The sequence below is a fragment of the Brevundimonas sp. Soil_N_31 genome, from assembly GCF_057655995.1.
Map to the genome: position 1 here is coordinate 136,508 of NZ_JBDGLE010000001.1, position 18,328 is coordinate 154,835.

Consider the following 18,328-nt stretch of genomic DNA (forward strand, 5'->3'; position numbering starts at 1 on the left):
GCATCAAGCCGTCCTGTCGGACGTGCGAGGATTGATGATCATGAAACGTTCGCTCCTCATGTTCGCGGCCGCCGCCAGCTTCCTGGTTCCCACCGCCGCGCCGCTGGCGGTCATGGCCCAGGACCGGCCCCACGCGCGCGAGGACGGCGCTCGCCGTCCGGAACGACGCACCGCTCCTCAGCGTGAGCAACGCGATCGCGCCGTATCGCCCTCTCAGCGCCAGGAACGCCAGTTCGAGAGCCGTCCTGAGCGACCGCAGCGCCCCTCCCCCGAGGCTCAGCGCCCGCAAAGGCCAGATGGCCTCCGGCCGGACCGTCCATCCGGCGAGCGACCCAATCGTCCCGAGCGGCCGCAGCAGCCGAACCGGCCCGATCATCCGCAGCGCCCGGATCGTCCGGAATGGAACAGGCCCGACCGTCCTTCTCGGCCTGAGACGCCTGGACGCCCCGACAGACCCGAAAACGGCCGTCCGGATCGGCCCGACTGGAACCGACCGGATCGTCCGCAACGCCCGGATCGACCAGATTCTCAGAGGCCAAACAGACCAGATCGTCCGGACTGGAATCGCCCCAACCGCCCCGATCGACCGGGCCAGTGGAACCGGGACCGCGATTATCGTGAATTCCACAACCGCTGGAACCGCGACCAGTGGCGCCGCGACTGGGATCGACGCCACCGCAGCGACTGGTGGCGCCATGACCAGCGCTTCCGCAGCTGGAACGGCGTGCGCATCGGCTTCTATTTCGCGCCCGGCTACGGCTACTACAGCGTGCCGCGCAGCTATTGGAACAGGCAGTATTACGTCGGCCAGTACCTGCCGGACGTCTTCTGGCGCTATCAGGTGAACGACTGGCGCACCTACGGCCTGGGCTATCCGCCTCCAGGCACGCGATGGGTCTACGTCGACAATGCGATCTATCTGATCGACGACTACGACGGCTACATCATCGAAGTCGTCCGCGACGCCTGGCGCTGGTGACACAACAAGAAAGCCCCGGAGAGCGATCTCCGGGGCCTTTTTTTCACTATGCTTGCCCGCTACGACGCCGTCATCCTCGGGCTTGACCCGAGGATCCAAGGGGCATCAGGGGCGAGGCTAGCCTTTTCGAACGTCCCGACGCCGACGGCTGGATCCTTGGGTCAAGCCCGAGGATGACGGCGGAAAGGGAAACGCTGGAGCTCTACAACCCCAGCTTGGCCTTCAGGATGTCGTTGACCGCGGCCGGATTGGCCTTGCCGCCGGTGGCCTTCATGACCTGGCCGACGAACCAGCCGATGGCCTGAGGCTTCTCAGCGACGGCGGCGGCCTTGTCGGGGTTGGCGGCGATGATCTCGTCCACCGCCTTCTCGATGGCGCCGGTGTCCGTGACCTGCTTCAGCCCGTGCTTCTCGACCACCTCGGCGGGCGAGCCTTCGCCGTTCCAGACGTAGTCGAAGACTTCCTTGGCGATCTTGGACGAGATGACGTTCGTCTCGATCAGCTCGACCAGCTGGGCCACATGGGCGGCGGGCAGCGGGTTGTCGCTGAAGTCCTTGCCGTCGGCGGCCAGGCGAGCCGAGACCTCGTTCGTCACCCAGTTGGACACCAGCTTGGCGTCGCGGCCCTTGGCGGCGGCCTCGAAATACTGGGCCTTGGCCTGCTCCGAGATCAGCACGCCCGCGTCGTATTGCGACAGGCCGTATTCGCTCATGAAGCGGCGGCGCTTGTCGTCGGGCAGTTCCGGCAGGTCGGCCTTGATAGCGTCGATCCAGGCCTGTTCCAGCACCAGCGGCAGCAGGTCGGGGTCGGGGAAGTAGCGATAGTCCTGCGCCTCTTCCTTGGAGCGCATGGAGCGAGTTTCACCCTTCACCGCGTCGAACAGGCGGGTCTCCTGCGTGATCGAACCGCCGTCTTCGAGGATCTCGATCTGGCGGCGCGCCTCATACTGGATCGCCTGAGAAATGAAGCGGAAGCTGTTGACGTTCTTGATCTCGCAGCGCGTGCCCAGGAAGCTGAAGTCGCCCGTTTCCTTGAACTTGTCGTAGTTCCCGGCGCGGCAGACCGACACGTTCACGTCGGCGCGCAGATTGCCCTTCTCCATGTCGCCGTCGCAGGTGCCGAGGTAGATCAGAATGGTCCGGATCTTCTTGACGTAGGCGACCGCCTCTTCCGGCGTGCGGATGTCGGGGCGCGAGACGATCTCCATCAGCGCCGTGCCCGCCCGGTTCAGGTCGACGTAGGACTCCGTCGGCGAGAGGTCGTGGATCAGCTTGCCCGCGTCCTGTTCCAGGTGCAGGCGCTCGATGCCGACGTTGAAGAAGCTGCCGTCCTCGGCCTCCACCTCGACCACGCCCTCGCCCACGATGGGGTGATACAGCTGGCTGATCTGATAGCCGGTCGGCAGGTCGGGATAGAAGTAGTTCTTGCGGTCGAACTGGCTCTTCAGATTGATCTGGGCGCGCAGGCCCAGACCCGACTTCACCGCCTGCTCGACGCAGTATCTGTTCAGGGTCGGCAACATGCCGGGGAAGCCCGCGTCGACCAGCGACACCTGCTCGTTCGGCCCGGCGCCGAAACCGACCGCCGCGCCCGAAAACAGCTTGGCGTTCGAGGCGACCTGGGCGTGGATCTCCAGACCCATGACGATTTCCCAAGCGCCCGTGCGGCCCTGGATCAGTTTGGAGTTGTCAGTCATGCTCACCACCAACGGTCCGGCTTGGCGACGAAGCCCGCCGCGTCTTCGAGGGCGCCCGCGACCTGGAAGACGGTCGCTTCATCCAGGGCCTTGCCGATGACCTGCAGGCCCAGCGGCAGGCCGTCGGCGCTGAGGCCGGCGGGGACCGAGATGCCCGGCAGGCCGGCCAGGTTGGTCGTCACCGTGAAGACGTCGTTCAGATACATGGTCAGGGGGTCGATCTGCTTGTCGCCGATGGCGAAGGCGGCCGACGGGGTGGACGGCGTCAGGATGGCGTCCACCTGGCCCCAGACGTTGTCGAAATCCTGGGCGATGCGACGACGCACCTTCAGCGCCTTGACGTAATAGGCGTCGTAGAAGCCCGCCGATAGCACATAGGCGCCGATGGTCAGGCGGCGCTGGACCTCCTTGCCGAAGCCCTCGGCGCGCGAGGTCGCATAGAGGTCGTCCAGCGAGGTGAACTGTTCGGCGCGGTGGCCGAAGCGCATGCCGTCATAGCGCGCCAGGTTCGACGACGCCTCGGCCGGGGCCACGATGTAATAGGTCGGCAGGGCGTATTTGGTGTGCGGCAGGCTGATCTCGACGATCTCGCAACCGGCGGCCTTCAGCCACTCGACGCCCTGCTCCCAGAGCTTCTGGATCTCGGCGGGCATGCCGTCGAGAACGTATTCCTTGGGCACGCCGATGCGCAGACCCTTGACCGACTGACCGACCGACTGGGTCCAGTCGGGGGTCGGGATGTCGAGGCTGGTCGAATCCTTGGCGTCGAACGAGCACATGGAGTTCAGCAGCAGGGCGGAATCCTTGACCGTCTTGGCGATCGGCCCGGCCTGATCCAGCGAACTGGCGAAGGCGACCATGCCGTAGCGGCTGGCGCGGCCATAGGTCGGCTTGATGCCCACGGTGCCTGTGAAGGCGGCGGGCTGGCGGATCGAGCCGCCGGTGTCGGACGCGGTCGCGGCCAGGCACAGGTCCGCCGCCACGGCCGAGGCCGAACCGCCGGAAGAGCCGCCCGGCGTCAGGTCGGCGTTCGAGCCCTTGGACTTCCACGGGTTCTTCACCGGACCGAAGGCCGAGGTCTCGTTGGACGAGCCCATGGCGAACTCGTCCATGTTCAGCTTGCCCAGCATGACCGCCCCGTCGCGCCACAGATTGGCGGTGACGGTCGATTCATACGGCGGGACGAAGCCGCGCAGCATGTTGGAGCCGGCGGTCGTCTGCACGCCCTGCGTGCAGAACAGATCCTTGATGCCCAGCGGCGCGCCTTCCAGCGCCCCGCCCTCGCCCTTGGCCAGACGGGCGTCGGACGCGCGCGCCTGTTCCAGCGCCTTGTCCGCCGTCACCTCGACATAGGCGTTCAGCGTCGGGTTCGAGGCCTCGATGTTGGTCAGGAAGGCGCGGGTCAGTTCTTCGGACGAGAAGGTCTTGGCCTTCAGGCCGTCGACGGCGTCGGCCAGCGTCAGCTTGGTCAGATCGGTCATGACTTACTCCACGACCTTGGGCACGACGAAGAAGCCGTCGGCGGATTTTGGCGCGTTGGACAGGACGTCGGCGACCTTGTCGCCATCCGTGACCACGTCGTCGCGCAGGCGCAGCGGCTGGGACACGTTGGAGGTCATCGGTTCGACGCCCTGCACGTCCACCTCGTCCAGCTGTTCGATCCACTTCAGGATGCCGTTCAGCTCCTGGGCCAGCGGCTCCAGGCGGTCCTCGGGGGTCTTGATGCGGGCGAGATGCGCAACCTTGCGCACCGTCGCGGCGTCGATGGCCATGCGGCCCTCCAAAGCATGAGAGTCTAAGGGGTCGGGATTAGCGTCTCGACGCCGCTTCGACAAGGATTTGGGTGCAGGCGCGAAATGAGCTTGGCCGTTGCGGCCAAACGCCCCCTATCGAAGGCCGTGGCGGCGCCTAAGTATGGAGCGCAGATCACAGGAGACGCGACCATGAAGATCACCGGCCCCCAAGTCCGCGCCGCCCGCGCCCTGGTGCAATGGCCGCGCGACCATGTGGCCCGCCTGTCCGGCCTGACTGTGGACGCCCTGGCCGACTTCGAGCGCGAAAACGTCGATCCCGGCGACGAGGCCCGCAGCCGCCTTCAAGCCGCGCTGGAGGAAGGCGGCGCAGTGTTTTTGCATGAGGAAGACGGCGGCCTGGGCGTGCGGCTGAAATTCACCCGCAAGGAAGTGCGCTCGATCCGCAACCTGGAGAACGAAGGCGGGCCGGTCGGGGATGACGACGTGTGAGTCCGTCTCCAACTTCGCTCATCCCGGCGGAGGGAAAGGGCCCCACGCTTTGACACGCGTCCCGTCTGGGCCTAACGCGCCCTCGTGCCTGTCCTTGATCTCTCCGAACTGTCCGCCGCCTGCCCGCCCAACACCCCGTGGCTGGGTCTGGATCTGGGCGAGAACACCATCGGCGTCAGCGTGTCCGACACCGGCCGCATCATCGCCAGCCCGCTGGAGCTGATCCGCAAGACCAAGTTCAGCCAGGACGCCGAACAGCTGTTCAGGATCATGGACGGCCGCAAGGTCTCGGCCCTGGTCATCGGCCTGCCGCTGAACATGGACGGGACCGAGGGGCCGCGCGCCCAGTCGTGCCGCGCCTTCGCCCGCAATCTGGAGCGGTTCCGGCCGGTCAACGTCGCCTTTCAGGACGAGCGCCTGTCGACCACGGCGGTCGAGCGTTTCCTGATCGACGAGCTGGACCTGACCCGCAAGCGCCGCGCCGATGTGGTGGACCGCACCGCCGCCGCCTGGATCCTGCAAGGCGCGCTGGACCGGCTGCGCGGCTGAGATGGCGGCCATCCTCGCGGGCGTCCTGCCGGTCTTCCTGCTGCTGGCGCTCGGCTATGGCCTGAAGAAATCGGACTATCTGCCCGACGCCGCCTGGCGGCCGATCGAGAAGCTGGCCATCAATGTCCTCTATCCGGGCTTCCTGATCCCGGCGATCTGGAACGCGGACCTGTCGGGCTCGGCCGCAGGCGCGGCGGGCGCCGCCGCCGTCACCGTGTCCATCATTATTTCGACCCTGACCCTGCTGTCCAAGCCCCTGCTGCCCCTCAGCGGCCCGGCCTACACCAGCGTCTTTCAGGGCATGATCCGCTGGAACAGCTTCGTCTTCCTGCCGGTCGTGCAGGCGACCTTCGGACCTGCGGGCGTGGGTCTGGCCGCCGTGGTCATCGCCGCCATGATCCCGGTCAGCAACATCCTGAGCGTCATCGTCCTAGCCAAATGGGGCGCGGGCCAGCACGGCGCCTCGCCCAGGGCCCTGTTCCGGGCGATGATGTCCAACCCCATCCTGCTGGCCTGTCTGCTGGGGCTGGCGCTGAACTTCTCGGGCGCGCCGCAGCCGCCGGGGGTGAGCGAGACGTTGCAGCTGCTGGGCTCGGCCGCCCTGCCGCTGGGCCTGATCGTGGCGGGCGCAGGCCTCAGCTTCCGTGAACTGGCGCGCACCCGCGTCACGGTGAGCGCCGTGGTCGTGGTCAAGATGATCGTGACGCCGCTGGCCATGTGGCAGCTGGCGCGCCTGTACGGCGGCGATGAGCTGGCGCAGGGAACCGCCCTGCTGTGCGGCGCGGCGCCCGGCGCCGCCTCGGCCTATGTGCTGGCGCGTCAGATGGGCGGAGACGCGCCGCTGATGGCCGGGATCATCGCGGCGACGACGGTATTCTCGGTCATCGGCATCCCCGCGGCCCTGCTGCTATTCCATCTGGCCTGAGTCCCGCCTATAGCCACGTCTCAATGACCCATGCAGCGCCCGTCTCCGACCTCATCAAGGAACGGCTGACGCCGTTCCCCCGCGACCACTTCCTCGCCGCCGGGGACCTTCATCCGCCGGCCGCCTTGGCCTTGCTGGACCTGGCCGACGCCTTCGTCGACTTTAACAGGCAATCGGCCAAGGGCGTCGATCTGCTGCGCGGTCAGACGGTCGTGAACCTGTTCTTCGAGAACTCGACACGGACCAGCTCCTCCTTCGAGATCGCCGCCAAGCGTCTGGGCGCCGACGTCGTGACCATGCCGGTCGCCTCTTCCTCGGTGAAGAAGGGCGAGACGCTGATCGACACCGCCGTGACGCTGAACGCCATGAAGCCGGAGATTCTGGTGGTGCGCCACGCCTCTTCCGGCGCGGTGGACCTGCTGTCGCAGAAGGTCGGCTGCGCCGTGGTCAACGCCGGCGATGGGCGCCATGAGCACCCGACGCAGGCCCTGCTGGACCTGCTGTCCCTGCGCCGCGCCTTCGGCGAGGTGGGCGGGCTGACGGTCGCCATCTGCGGCGACATCGCCCACAGCCGCGTGGCGCGCTCGAACGTCGCCCTGCTGCAGATGATGGGCGCGCGGGTGCGGCTGATAGGCCCGCCGACGCTGGTGCCCGGGGACGCCGACCGCTGGGGCTGCGAGGTCTTCCACGACATGAAGGACGGCCTGAAGGGCGTCGACGTGGTGATGATGCTGCGCCTCCAGCTGGAGCGGATGGCGGGCGCCCTGATCCCCTCGACGCGCGAGTATTTCCGTTTCTGGGGTCTGGACCGCGAAAAGCTGACCTGGGCCGCGCCGAACGCCAAGGTCATGCACCCCGGCCCGATGAACCGGGGTGTCGAGATCGATTCCGACGTGGCCGACGATCTGAGCGTCTCCCTGATCCAGGATCAGGTCGAGATGGGCGTCGCCGCCCGCATGGCCGTTCTGGCCGCCCTCGCCCACCGCCGCGCGGGAGGCGCCGCATGACAGCCGCTCAACCCATAGCCATCATCAACGCCCGTCTGCTGGACCCGGCCAGCGACTATGACGGCCCCGGCGCCGTCCTGATCGAGAACGGCCGCATCGTCGAGGTCATCCACGGGCAGGCGACCCAACGCCCCGATGGCGTGCAGATCATCGACGCCGAGGGGCGCTGCCTGGCGCCCGGCCTGATCGACATCCGGGTCAAGACCGGCGAGCCGGGCAACGAGCCCAAGGAGACGCTGAAGTCGGCCAGCCTGTCGGCGGCGGCGGGCGGCGTCACCACCATCGTCGTTCAGCCCGACACCGACCCGGCCATCGACGACCCGGCCCTGATCGACCACATTCAGCGGCGCGGCGCGGCGCTCGATCTGGTCCACGTCCGCGCGGCGGGCGCGGCGACGCAAGCGCGCGACGGCGAGCGCATGGCCGAAATAGGCCTGATGCACGAGGCGGGCGCCCTGTATTTCACCGACGGCGACCGAGTGATCCGCAACACCCGCACCCTGCAACGGGTGATGTCCTACGCCGCCTCGTTCAACGCCCTGATCGCCTGCCGCCCGACCGAGCCGTGGCTGTCGGAGGGCGCGGTCGCGACCTCGGGCGAACTGGCGACGCGGCTGGGCCTGTCGGGTGCGCCCGCCATCGCCGAGCGCATCCAGCTGGAGCGTGACCTGGCCCTGGTCGAGCAGACCGGCGCGCGCTTCCTGATCGACCAGATCTCGACCGAGGGCGCGCTGGAGACGCTGGCCCGCGCTCGTGCGCGGGGGCTGGAGGTCGCGGCCTCAGCCTCGATCAACCACCTGTGCTTCAACGAGATCGACATCGGCGACTACCGGACCTTCTACCGTCTGGACCCGCCGTTGCGCGCCGAGAGCGACCGTCAAGCCCTGGTCGAGGCGGTGCGCGACGGCCTGATCGACGTCATCACCTCGGCCCACTGTCCCGAACCCGCCGAGAACAAGCGCCGCCCGTTCGCCGAGGCCGAGCCGGGCGCCGTGGGTCTGGAGACCCTGCTGCCCGCCGCCCTGACGCTGCACCACGAATACGGCGTCGACCTGCTGGACGTGCTGCGGCCGCTGACGCAGGGCCCGGCGGCCCTGCTGGGGCTGGAGGCCGGAGAGCTGTCGCAAGGCGCGGCCGCTGATCTGGTGCTGTTCGACGCCGGGGCGCCGGTGGTGATCGACGCCGCGACCTTGCGGTCCAAGTCGAAGAATTCGCCCTTTGACGGGCGGCGACTGCAAGGGAAGGTCTTGCTCACCGTCGTTTCGGGCCGCATCGTCCACGACGCACGTTAAGGGGAGCGAATCACTTGCAGGATCTGGCGGGGCCGGCGCTCCTTACGCTCGGGCTTGTGGCTATTGGCGGATACCTGCTGGGCTCCATCCCGTTCGGCGTGGTCCTGACCCGCGCGGCGGGCGCGGGCGACGTGCGCAACATCGGCTCGGGCAATATCGGCGCGACCAACGTCCTGCGCACCGGGCGCAAGGATCTGGCCATCGCCACCCTGATCCTGGACGCGGGCAAGGGCGCGGTCGCCCTGCTGATCGCGCGGCATCTGCTGGGAACGGACGTCGCGGGCGCCATCGCCGGGGGCGCCGCCTTCCTGGGCCACCTGTTCCCCGTCTGGCTGGGCTTCAAGGGCGGCAAGGGGGTGGCGACCTTCTTCGGCCTGATCCTGGCGGCGTGCTGGCCGCTGGGTCTACTGGCGGCGGCGACCTGGCTGATCATGGCCTTCGCCCTGCGCTATTCCTCGCTGTCGGCCCTGGCGGCGGCGGCATTGACGCCGCTCTACGCCCTGCTGCCCCTGCCCGCGCTGGGTCTACCGGCGCCGCAGCCCATCTTCATCATGGCGGTCTTCACCGCCGTGCTGATCTTCATCCGCCACCATGAGAACATCGGCCGCCTTCTGAAAGGCGCCGAGCCCAAGATCGGGGCGAAGAAGGCGTGACGCCCCTGTCGGAGGTCGAGCGTTTCGCCCGCCTCCGGCTCGCCCGGACCGACCGCGTCGGCCCCGTGGCCTTTTCCCAGCTGTTGCAGCGGTTCGGTTCGGCCGAACGCGCGCTGGACGCCCTGCCCGACCTGATCCGCAGCGGAGGCCGCAGCGGTTATTCCATTCCCGCGCCCGAGGCCGTCGAGGCCGAATTGGAGGCGGGCGCCCGCATCGGGGCGCGGCTGATCCTGTGGGGCGAGGCCGCCTATCCCCAAGCGCTGGCCGCCGTCGATCCTCCGCCGCCCCTGCTGTGGACCCTGGGCGATCCGGCGCTGATGCAGCAGCCCTGCATGGCCATCGTGGGGGCGCGCATCGCCTCGGCGGGCGGTCAGCGCATCGCGCGCGGTCTGGCCCAGCAGCTGGGCGAAAACGGCCACGTCGTCGTCTCCGGCCTGGCGCGCGGCGTGGATGCGGCGGCGCATCTGGGCGCTTTGGAGACCGGCACGGTCGCGGTTCTGGGCGGCGGCGTGGATGACATCTATCCTTCCGACAACGCCGAGCTGTATCGCCAGATCGTCGAGCGCGGCTGCATCGTCTCGGAAAGCCCCGTCGGCGCGCGGGCGCAGGCGCGCGACTTCCCGCGCCGCAATCGCATCATCTCGGGCATGTCGCGGGGCGTGGTGGTGGTGGAGGCGGAAATCCGTTCCGGCTCCCTGATCACCGCGCGGCTGGCGGGCGAACAGGGGCGCGACGTCTTCGCCGTGCCGGGCTCGCCGCTGGACCCGCGCTCCAAGGGCCCGAACGAGCTGCTGCGTCAGGGGGCCATCCTGTGTGAGGGGGTCGAGGACATCGAGCGGGCCTACGCCGCCCTGCGGACGCTGCGCGAACCGCCCGCTGATTCGCCGTTCGAGGCCGGTTCGCCGGATCAGATCGACGGTGCGGTGCTGGATCGTATCGAAGCCCTGCTGTCGCCGACGCCCATCGCCCGCGACGAACTGGCGCGCGCGGCTAAATTGTCAATTGCGGAAACGGCCGCCGCCCTGCTGGAGCTTCACCTCGCAGGGCGGGCGACCTTGCTGCCCGGCGGACTGGCCTCGACCTAGGCGGGCGCGGTGCGGCGGGCCATATCCGCCGCGCTTTCCAGAAGTCCGGCCAACCGCTCATCCCCGTCCCAGCGGGCCATTCCGGCCAGTTCCGTGGCCATGGCGGCCACATATTCACGAACCGGATAGTCCGTCAGATCAGGGCTCGTCGCCTTGCGGCGTCGCTGCGCTGTCTTGTTCATCGTCAACCCTCCCGAGAACATCTGAGAGGAACACAACTCAGGGAGGTTTGTAAACTCACGTTACCCGGAAAGGTTGCTCATATAAAATGGGCCGATTGACTTCCGCGCTCGCCGCAACCACGTTCGCGCCCCGTTTTCCCCGATAGAGCGCCATGAATCTCGTTATCGTCGAGAGCCCCGCCAAGGCCAAGACCATCAATAAATACCTGGGCTCGGACTATAAGGTTCTGGCTTCCTACGGCCACGTCCGCGACCTGCCGTCCAAGGACGGCTCGGTGCTGCCCGACGATGACTTCGCCATGCACTGGGAGGTCGACGCCAAGGCGTCCAAGCGCCTGTCCGAGATCGCCGAGGCCGCCAAGGCCGCCGACCGCGTCATCCTGGCGACCGACCCCGACCGCGAGGGTGAGGCGATCAGCTGGCACGTTCTGGAGATCCTGAACAAGAAGAAGGCGCTGAAGGACACCGACGTCCAGCGCGTCACCTTCAACGCCATCACCAAGTCCGCCGTCCTGGAGGCCATGGCCAACCCGCGTCAGCTGGATATGGAGTTGGTGGACGCCTATCTGGCGCGCCGGGCGCTGGACTATCTGGTGGGCTTCAACCTGTCGCCGGTGCTGTGGCGCAAGCTGCCGGGCGCGCGCTCGGCCGGGCGCGTGCAATCGGTCGCCCTGCGCATCGTCGTCGACCGCGAGATGGAGATCGAGCGGTTCAAGGCGCAGGAATACTGGTCGATCGAGGCCGATCTGATCGCCGACAGCCCGCCCTTCACCGCTCGCCTGGTCAAGCATGAAGGCAAGCGCGTCCAGCGTCTGGACATCGTGTCCGAGGCCATGGCGATGGCCGCACGCGAGGCCGTTCACAGCGGCGACTTCACCATCAAGTCGGTCGAGAAAAAGCCGACCAAGCGCTCGCCCGCCCCGCCCTTCACCACCTCGACCCTGCAACAGGAAGCCGCGCGCAAGCTGGGCTTCACCGCCCAGCGCACGATGCAGGCGGCTCAAAAGCTGTATGAGGGCGTCGACGACACCGGCGGCCTGATCACCTATATGCGTACGGACGGCGTCTATGTGACGCCCGAAGGCATCACCCAGGCGCGCGAGGCCATCGGCCAGCGTTTCGGTCCGGCGTATGTCCCGGCCGAGCCGCGCTATTACAAGACCAAGGCCAAGAACGCTCAGGAAGCGCACGAAGCCATTCGTCCGACCAACATCCTGCGCAGCCCCGACACCCTGCGGCTCGAGAACGATCTGCAGCGGCTGTACGAGCTGATCTGGAAGCGGATGATCGCCTCGCAGATGGAATCGGCCCGTCTGGACCGCACCACGGTCGAGATCGAGACGCCCGACGGCCAGACTGGCCTGCGCGCCACCGGCCAGGTCGTCGCCTTCGACGGCTTCATCGCCGCCTATGAAGAAGGCCGCGACGAGAAGCAGAAGGGCGCCGAGGACGACGAGGACGAAGGCGGCCGCCTGCCCGCGCTGAAGGAAGGCGCCAAGGCCAAGGTCGAGGCGATCCGCACCGACCAGCACTTCACCGAGCCGCCGCCGCGCTTCTCGGAAGCCACCCTGGTCAAGAAGCTGGAAGAGCTGGGCATCGGCCGTCCGTCGACCTACGCCTCCATCCTGACGACCCTGCGCGACCGCGAATACGTCCGCATGGACAAGAACCGCTTCTTCCCCGAAGACAAGGGACGGCTGGTCACGGCCTTCCTGGAACAGTTCTTCGCCAAATGGGTCGAGTACGACTTCACCGCCGCGCTGGAGACCCAGCTGGACGAGGTGTCGGCGGGCGATCTGGACTGGAAGACCCTGCTGCGCCGCTTCTGGCAGGATTTCCACGCCGCGACCCAGGCCGCGGGCGAACTGCGCACCACGGCCATTCTGGACCACCTGAACGAGGCGCTGGGCCCGCACATCTTCCCCGACAAGGGCGATGGCTCCGACCCGCGCGAATGCCCCCTGTGCCATCAGGGTCAGTTGAGCCTGAAGACCAGCCGCTTCGGCGCCTTCATCGGCTGTTCGCGCTATCCGGAGTGCAAATACACCCGCCCGGTGGCCTCGCCCGACGCGGCCGACGGCGGCGCGGAAAGCGGCGATCGCGAACTGGGCGTCGATCCGGCGACCGGCCAGCCGGTGCATCTGAAGATCGGTCGTTTCGGCCCCTATGTCGAAACCACGCCGCCGGACGCGGACAAGCCCAAGCGCTCGTCCCTGCCCAAGGGCTGGTCCCCGGCCTCGATCGACCTCGAGAAGGCGCTGCGCCTGCTCAGCCTGCCGCGCGACGTCGGTCCGCACCCTGAAGACGGCAAGATGATCACCGCCAGCCTGGGCCGCTATGGCCCGTTCGTGGCGCACGCGGGCACCTACGCCAACGTCGCGGACATCGAGGAGGTGTTCGACGTCGGCCTGAACCGCGCCGTGGCCCTGCTGGCTGAAAAGCGTGCGGGTCGTGCGGGCCGCGCCTCGGCCGCAGCGCCGCTGAAGGAGCTGGGCGCCCACCCGGAAACGGGCGAGGCCGTGCAGGTCATGGCCGGACGCTACGGCCCCTACGTCAAGTCAGGCAAGATCAACGCCACCCTGCCCAAGGGCACGGCGCCCGAGGACATGACGATGGAGGCCGCCCTGCCCCTGCTGGCCGCCAAGGCCGGCGCCGCGCCCAAAAAGAAGGCGCCCGCCAAGAAGGCCGCTGCGAAAAAACCCGCGGTGAAGAAGGAGCCTGCGGCCAAGAAACCGGCCGCGAAGAAGGCCCCCGCCAAGAAGGCGGCCAAGGCTGCGGAAGCCGAATAAGACGAAGCGCCCTCGTTCTCACGAACGGGGGCGTTTTTTCTACCGCCCAGCGACCAGCTCGTTGCGGACGCGACGGCCCAGGGGATCGCGGCCCGACCAGCTCTCCCCCACGGAAGCCTCGACATAGGGCGTGCAGAAGCGCGAGATGATCATGCGCGGGCGGATTTCGTTCAGACAGACGCGGTCCCCCTCACGCGCCCAGCGCGCGGTCAGGCGGCGACCATCCGAAAACAGGGCGCGATAACCGCCGTCCCGATCGAACCAGTGTTTGACCCAATCGCCGTCGGGATAGTGGGAAACGACCGTATTGCCGAAGGCCGCCTGCATGGCGTCGGCGTTTCCGCCCCCGCCCGACGCTGAAGCGCTCGCAGGCGCGGCCAACATCAGCGTGATCAGCACGGCTGCGCGCATCCGGTCCCTCTCCCAGTCGTCTTCCAGTCCCCAGGCGGACCATACAGGCCGAAACGCTGTTGCCAAGCGGCCTGTTCCGAATGGAAATACTTGACTGAGGCGTAGGGCCTTCTTTATACGGCCGCAGGCTCGGAACAGGACTGGCGATGCGCGCCGCCCGCTCGCCCAAGAGGGGCGGTTCCGTCAGCTGAAGGCGTTTGCGAACGCTATCCTCCGTCCCTTCAGGACTGCATGACTGAATTTTCCAAGCTGGGCCTTTCGCCCACGACCCTGCAAGCGGTCGCCGATACCGGCTACATGACCGCCACCCCCATTCAGGAACAGGCCATTCCGGTGGCCCTCGCCGGGCGCGACGTCCTCGGCATCGCCCAGACGGGCACCGGCAAGACGGCCGCCTTCACCCTGCCCATGGTCGACCGCCTGGCCTCGGGCCGCGCCCGCGCCCGGATGCCGCGCGCCCTGGTGCTGGCCCCGACCCGCGAACTGGCCGACCAGGTCGCCGAAAGCTTCGCCAAATACGCCAAGGGCACCAAGCTGAACTGGGTGCTGCTGATCGGCGGCGTCTCCATGGGCGATCAGGTTGCCGCCCTGAACAAGGGCGTGGACGTGCTGATCGCCACGCCGGGCCGCCTGCTGGACCTGTTCGATCGCGGCAAGATGCTGCTGACCGGCGTCGAGCTGATGGTGGTCGACGAGGCCGACCGGATGCTGGACATGGGCTTCATCCCGGACATCGAGCGCATCTTCAAGCTGACGCCGCCGCGCCGCCAGACCCTGTTCTTCTCGGCCACCATGCCGCCGGAGATCACGCGCCTGACGCAGCAGTTCCTCAAGGATCCGACCCGGATCGAGGTCTCGCGCCCGGCCACGACCGCTGACACCATCACCCAGCACATCACCCGCCTGCCGACCTCGGACCCCAAGGCCAAGCGCACCGCCCTGCGCGCCCTGGTCGAGCGCGGCGAGGTCCAGAACGGCATCGTCTTCTGCAACCGCAAGTCGGAAGTCGACATCGTCGCCAAGTCGCTGCAGGTCCACGGCTTCGACGCCGCGCCGATCCACGGCGATCTGGACCAATCCTTGCGGATGAAGACCCTGGCCGATTTCCGCAGCGGCGCGCTGAAGCTGCTGGTCGCCTCGGACGTCGCGGCGCGCGGTCTGGACATCCCGGCCGTCAGCCACGTCTTCAACTATGACGTCCCGCACCACGCCGACGACTACGTCCACCGCATCGGCCGCACCGGCCGCGCCGGGCGTCTGGGCGAGGCCTTCATGATCGTGACGCCGTCCGACGACAAGTCGTTGGACAAGGTGCTGAAGCTGATCAAGAAGGAGCCGGTCGAACTGCCGCTGGAGCATATCGACTTCACCGCCATCAAGGATCGCCCGCGCGACGACAACCGCTCGGGCCGTGGCCGGGGCCGCAGCGACCGCCCCGAACGCGGCAGTCGTTCACGCCGATCGGTCGTCGAGCCTGCAGCGGCGGAGGACGGCGTCGTGTCCGTGGTCGAGACCTCGCCGACGCCTGTTGTTGAAATTGAAGGGGCTCCCAAACGCGCCCGGGGTCGCAAGAAGTCGGAATCCAAGCCGACGACTTCAGCTCCCATCGAAACGAAGGGCGTTGAGGCCAAAGCCAAATCGACCCTTTCAGCCAATCCTTTTGGCGACGACGTGCCGGCGTTCCTGCGCCGTCCGGTAGTTTTCGCCGAGTAAGGCTGCGCCTTGAACTTAACTCTGCGTTACGGAAGACCGGTATAGCTTTCCGGCTCAGATAGCGCAGGGGCAGTTCTAGGCATGACCACCCAGGTCGAAACCACGGTTCGGAGTCCCGAAGCCTATGCGCTGGCGCATCGCGCCGTGGACGCAATGCAAGCCGCCGCCGTATGGCCCACTCCGCTGAATTTCGAACTTTGGCTCCACTATCTGGGTGATCCCGACGGCGCTCTGGGGCAGGAAATTTCGCGCCTTCTTTCCACGGGCGCGCCCTTCACGGACGCTACCGCCGAAATGCTCGCCGCCGAGTTCTTGCCGCGCGGACGCCTGTCCGAAGAGATTCGCGACGCAGGCGCCATGCTGAACCGGGAATTGGCGGCGGTCGCCGATGCGATCGACAAGGCTCGTGAAAGCCAGTCCACCTATGGCGACACCCTGGCCGCCGCCGCCGACCGCATGGCCAACGCCGGCGATACCGGCAGCCTCGGCGACATCGTCTCCTCCCTCGCCGACGCCACACGCCGTATCCGGCGCCATACCGCGGCGCTCGAACGGCGCCTGGAATCGTCGAATCGCGAAGTGACCAAGCTGCGCGACCACATGGAGCAGGTGCGTCGCGACGCCATGACCGACGCCCTGACCAATCTGGCCAATCGCAAGGCGTTCGACGAGCACCTTCTTCGCGTGTGCGAGGAATCCGAAGCGTCGGGAACATCGGTAGGACTCGCCATTATCGATATCGACCACTTCAAGCGATTCAACGACACCTGGGGCCATCAGACCGGCGATCAGGTGCTGCGATACGTCGCCAGCGTCCTGGGGCGCGTGTCTCGCGTGCCTAGAATCGCCGCTCGATACGGCGGTGAAGAGTTCGCCGTGATCTTCCCTGGCGAAACGGCCGGAGCCATCGAAGCCGCGCTGAACGCCATTCGCGAGGAAATCGCCTCGCGAGCCCTGCGCCGCCGCTCGACCAATGACGACCTGGGCGCCGTCACCATTTCCGTCGGTTTCGGCCTGCGCCGCCCGGGCGAAAGCGCGACTCAATTGCTGGCCCGAGCGGACGAGGCGCTCTACGCCTCCAAGCGCAGCGGCCGCAACAAGGTGACAGCAGCCGCCGAAGCCGTATCCGACGCGGCCTGAAACTTCACTTTACGCTCGCCTCTGAACGGCAGGCTGGCATAGTCGCCAGATGCGAAGCCTACTGTTCAACACCACCTATTGGGCGCTTTCCATCACCTACGGCCTCGCCGCCGCCTTTGCGGCCCTGGCGCCCGGCCGCAAGGCCACAAGCTGGATCATCCGCCGCTATGTCCGGCGCATGGTGCAGGCCATGAGCCTGTTCGCGGGCATCCGCATCGAGACGCGCGGCAAGGAACGCCTGCCGCAGGGCGCCTTCATCATCGCCTCCAAGCACCAGAGCTGGGGCGACGGTTTCGCCACCTATGACCAGTTCGACGACGTGGCCTTCGTCACCGGCGACCATCTGGAGAAGTTCCCCCTGTTGGGAACGGTGCTGAAGAAGCTGGGCGCCATCGTCGTCAACAACTGCGGCGGTCACGCCGCCCGCGCCGCCCTGAAGGAACGCGCGGCCGACGCCAATCGCGAGGGCCGCAAGATCCTGATCTATCCGGAAGGGCATCTAGCCAAGGTCGGCGAGAAGTACCGCTATCGCTCGGGCGTCTGGCACATGTATCGCGATTTCGACATGCCGGTCGTGCCGCTGGCGACCAACCTGGGTCTGTTCTGGCCGCTGGAGGAGTTTCGCAAGAACCCCGGCACGGCGACGCTGGAATTTCTCGAACCGATCCCGACCGGACTGCCCAAGGCCGAGTTCCTGGAACGACTGGAGGCCGCTGTGGAAGGCAGGACGGCGGAACTGATCGCCGAGGCGACGGGCCAGCCGATCACGCCCGCCGTTCTCGTCTCCACCCCGGACGAAGCCGCCAAGGCCGCCGCAGCGGCCGAGACGGTCAACGCCGCAGCCTAGGCCGCCGGGATCACAGCGCCTTCATATTTCGAGGCGATGAAGTCCTTGATCGCCTGACCGCGCAGGGCCTTGGCCAGGGCCTGGATGCGCGGGTCGTTCTGATTGTCCGGGCGGGCGACCAGATAGTTCACATAGGGACTATCGGCGCCTTCCAGTTGCAGCGCGTCGGTTTTCGGCTTCAGCCCGGCGTCGAGGGCGTAGTTGGTGTTGATCACCGCGCCGTCCACCTGGGGCAGGATGCGCGGGATGGTGGCGGCCTCGACCTCCTGGAACTTCAGTCCCTTGGGATTGGTCGCGATGTCGCGCACCGTCTGCAGTGGGTTCTGCGGATCCGTCAGGGTGATCAGGCCCGCCGCCTGCAGCAGCAGCAGGGCGCGACCGGTGTTGGAGGCGTCGTTCGGCAGCACCACTTGCGCGCCGTTTGGCAGATCAGCCAACGTCTTATGCTTGCGCGAATACAGGCCCAGCGGCTCGACGTGGATGCCTGCCACGGTGATCAGGCTCGTGCCGCGCGCCGTGTTGAACTCGTCCAGATAGGGCTTGGTCTGGAAATAGTTCACATCCAGCCGCTTTTCAGCGAGTTGCACGTTCGGCTGAACGTAATCGTTGAAGACCTTGATCTCGATCGGAACGCCTTCGGCGGCCAGGATCGGCTTCACCTGCTCGAGGATCTCGGCGTGCGGCACGGCGGTGGCGCCGACCAGCAGGGGCGCGCCCTCGACCCCCGCCTTCTTGTCCGCGCCCTGACCGCAGGCGGCGAGCATCAAAACAGCAGCGGCGGACAGCAGCAGCGAACGGCGGATCATGAGACAGGCTC

18 protein-coding genes are annotated in these 18,328 nt (G+C 67.4%); 12 read left to right on the top strand and 6 right to left on the bottom strand.

Going from position 1 to position 18,328, the window contains the following annotated elements:
* Nucleotides 1-40 precede the first annotated feature (40 nt).
* On the top strand, nucleotides 41-979 hold the full coding sequence (locus AC3A3G_RS00675) for an RcnB family protein (RefSeq protein ID WP_234287796.1): 939 nt from the start codon (nucleotides 41-43) through the stop codon (nucleotides 977-979).
* Nucleotides 980-1,181: 202 nt separating this feature from the next.
* Here AC3A3G_RS00675 and gatB read toward each other — a convergent pair whose 3' ends face one another.
* The 3 genes from gatB to gatC are packed head-to-tail and all read right to left on the bottom strand — an operon-like array spanning nucleotide 1,182 to nucleotide 4,447.
* Entirely contained in the window at nucleotides 1,182-2,675 is a 1,494-nt protein-coding gene (gene gatB, locus AC3A3G_RS00680; protein WP_487487295.1) for an Asp-tRNA(Asn)/Glu-tRNA(Gln) amidotransferase subunit GatB, read from the bottom strand.
* Nucleotides 2,676-2,677: 2 nt separating this feature from the next.
* The gene (gene gatA, locus AC3A3G_RS00685; RefSeq protein ID WP_278448737.1) at nucleotides 2,678-4,156 is read right to left on the bottom strand and encodes an Asp-tRNA(Asn)/Glu-tRNA(Gln) amidotransferase subunit GatA; all 1,479 of its coding nucleotides are present in this window, start codon (nucleotides 4,154-4,156) and stop codon (nucleotides 2,678-2,680) included.
* 3 nt (nucleotides 4,157-4,159) lie between these two features.
* Nucleotides 4,160-4,447 (bottom strand): Asp-tRNA(Asn)/Glu-tRNA(Gln) amidotransferase subunit GatC, encoded by a 288-nt coding sequence (gene gatC / locus AC3A3G_RS00690; RefSeq protein WP_046653549.1) that lies wholly within the window; start codon nucleotides 4,445-4,447, stop codon nucleotides 4,160-4,162.
* Between the two features lie 171 nt (nucleotides 4,448-4,618).
* Here gatC and AC3A3G_RS00695 point away from each other — a divergent pair, with 171 nt between their 5' ends.
* The 7 genes from AC3A3G_RS00695 to dprA all read left to right on the top strand — a co-directional run bounded on the left by AC3A3G_RS00695 (nucleotide 4,619) and on the right by dprA (nucleotide 10,429).
* Entirely contained in the window at nucleotides 4,619-4,918 is a 300-nt protein-coding gene (locus tag AC3A3G_RS00695; protein ID WP_087141170.1) for a DNA-binding protein, read from the top strand.
* 84 nt (nucleotides 4,919-5,002) lie between these two features.
* On the top strand, nucleotides 5,003-5,467 hold the full coding sequence (gene ruvX / locus AC3A3G_RS00700) for a Holliday junction resolvase RuvX (protein ID WP_455689198.1): 465 nt from the start codon (nucleotides 5,003-5,005) through the stop codon (nucleotides 5,465-5,467).
* 1 nt (nucleotide 5,468) lies between these two features.
* The gene (locus AC3A3G_RS00705; RefSeq protein WP_487487296.1) at nucleotides 5,469-6,392 is read left to right on the top strand and encodes an AEC family transporter; all 924 of its coding nucleotides are present in this window, start codon (nucleotides 5,469-5,471) and stop codon (nucleotides 6,390-6,392) included.
* A gap of 23 nt (nucleotides 6,393-6,415) precedes the next feature.
* Entirely contained in the window at nucleotides 6,416-7,399 is a 984-nt protein-coding gene (locus AC3A3G_RS00710) for an aspartate carbamoyltransferase catalytic subunit (protein WP_487487297.1), read from the top strand.
* On the top strand, nucleotides 7,396-8,691 hold the full coding sequence (pyrC, locus tag AC3A3G_RS00715; RefSeq protein ID WP_487487298.1) for a dihydroorotase: 1,296 nt from the start codon (nucleotides 7,396-7,398) through the stop codon (nucleotides 8,689-8,691). Before AC3A3G_RS00710 ends, pyrC begins: the two co-directional genes overlap by 4 nt.
* Nucleotides 8,692-8,705: 14 nt before the next feature.
* A complete protein-coding gene (gene plsY, locus AC3A3G_RS00720; RefSeq protein ID WP_487487299.1) occupies nucleotides 8,706-9,344 on the top strand; it encodes a glycerol-3-phosphate 1-O-acyltransferase PlsY in 639 nt (212 codons plus the stop codon).
* Nucleotides 9,341-10,429, top strand: a complete 1,089-nt coding sequence (gene dprA / locus AC3A3G_RS00725; protein ID WP_200215960.1) for a DNA-processing protein DprA — start codon at nucleotides 9,341-9,343, stop codon at nucleotides 10,427-10,429. The genes plsY and dprA overlap by 4 nt, the downstream gene beginning before the upstream one ends.
* Here the strand turns inward: dprA and AC3A3G_RS00730 are convergent.
* On the bottom strand, nucleotides 10,426-10,611 hold the full coding sequence (locus AC3A3G_RS00730) for a hypothetical protein (RefSeq protein ID WP_125901331.1): 186 nt from the start codon (nucleotides 10,609-10,611) through the stop codon (nucleotides 10,426-10,428). The two genes, dprA and AC3A3G_RS00730, sit on opposite strands and share 4 nt — an antisense overlap.
* Before the next feature lie 152 nt (nucleotides 10,612-10,763).
* Between AC3A3G_RS00730 and topA the strand changes: the two genes are divergently transcribed.
* A complete protein-coding gene (gene topA, locus AC3A3G_RS00735; RefSeq protein WP_200215962.1) occupies nucleotides 10,764-13,400 on the top strand; it encodes a type I DNA topoisomerase in 2,637 nt (878 codons plus the stop codon).
* A gap of 39 nt (nucleotides 13,401-13,439) precedes the next feature.
* On the opposite strand, the gene AC3A3G_RS00740 is transcribed toward topA, so the two are convergent.
* On the bottom strand, nucleotides 13,440-13,811 hold the full coding sequence (locus AC3A3G_RS00740) for a hypothetical protein (protein WP_200168449.1): 372 nt from the start codon (nucleotides 13,809-13,811) through the stop codon (nucleotides 13,440-13,442).
* Nucleotides 13,812-14,042: 231 nt separating this feature from the next.
* Between AC3A3G_RS00740 and AC3A3G_RS00745 the strand changes: the two genes are divergently transcribed.
* The 3 genes from AC3A3G_RS00745 (at nucleotide 14,043) to AC3A3G_RS00755 (ending at nucleotide 17,511) form a co-directional block, all read left to right on the top strand.
* Complete coding sequence (locus AC3A3G_RS00745; RefSeq protein ID WP_487487300.1) at nucleotides 14,043-15,524, top strand: DEAD/DEAH box helicase; 1,482 nt, start codon at nucleotides 14,043-14,045, stop codon at nucleotides 15,522-15,524.
* 81 nt (nucleotides 15,525-15,605) lie between these two features.
* The gene (locus AC3A3G_RS00750; protein WP_487487301.1) at nucleotides 15,606-16,664 is read left to right on the top strand and encodes a GGDEF domain-containing protein; all 1,059 of its coding nucleotides are present in this window, start codon (nucleotides 15,606-15,608) and stop codon (nucleotides 16,662-16,664) included.
* A 49-nt stretch (nucleotides 16,665-16,713) separates the two neighbouring features.
* A complete protein-coding gene (locus tag AC3A3G_RS00755) occupies nucleotides 16,714-17,511 on the top strand; it encodes a lysophospholipid acyltransferase family protein (RefSeq protein ID WP_487487302.1) in 798 nt (265 codons plus the stop codon).
* Here AC3A3G_RS00755 and AC3A3G_RS00760 read toward each other — a convergent pair.
* Nucleotides 17,508-18,317: a MetQ/NlpA family ABC transporter substrate-binding protein gene (locus AC3A3G_RS00760; protein ID WP_487487303.1), complete on the bottom strand. Its 810-nt coding sequence runs from the start codon at nucleotides 18,315-18,317 to the stop codon at nucleotides 17,508-17,510. The two genes, AC3A3G_RS00755 and AC3A3G_RS00760, sit on opposite strands and share 4 nt — an antisense overlap.
* Nucleotides 18,318-18,328: the final 11 nt, after the last annotated feature.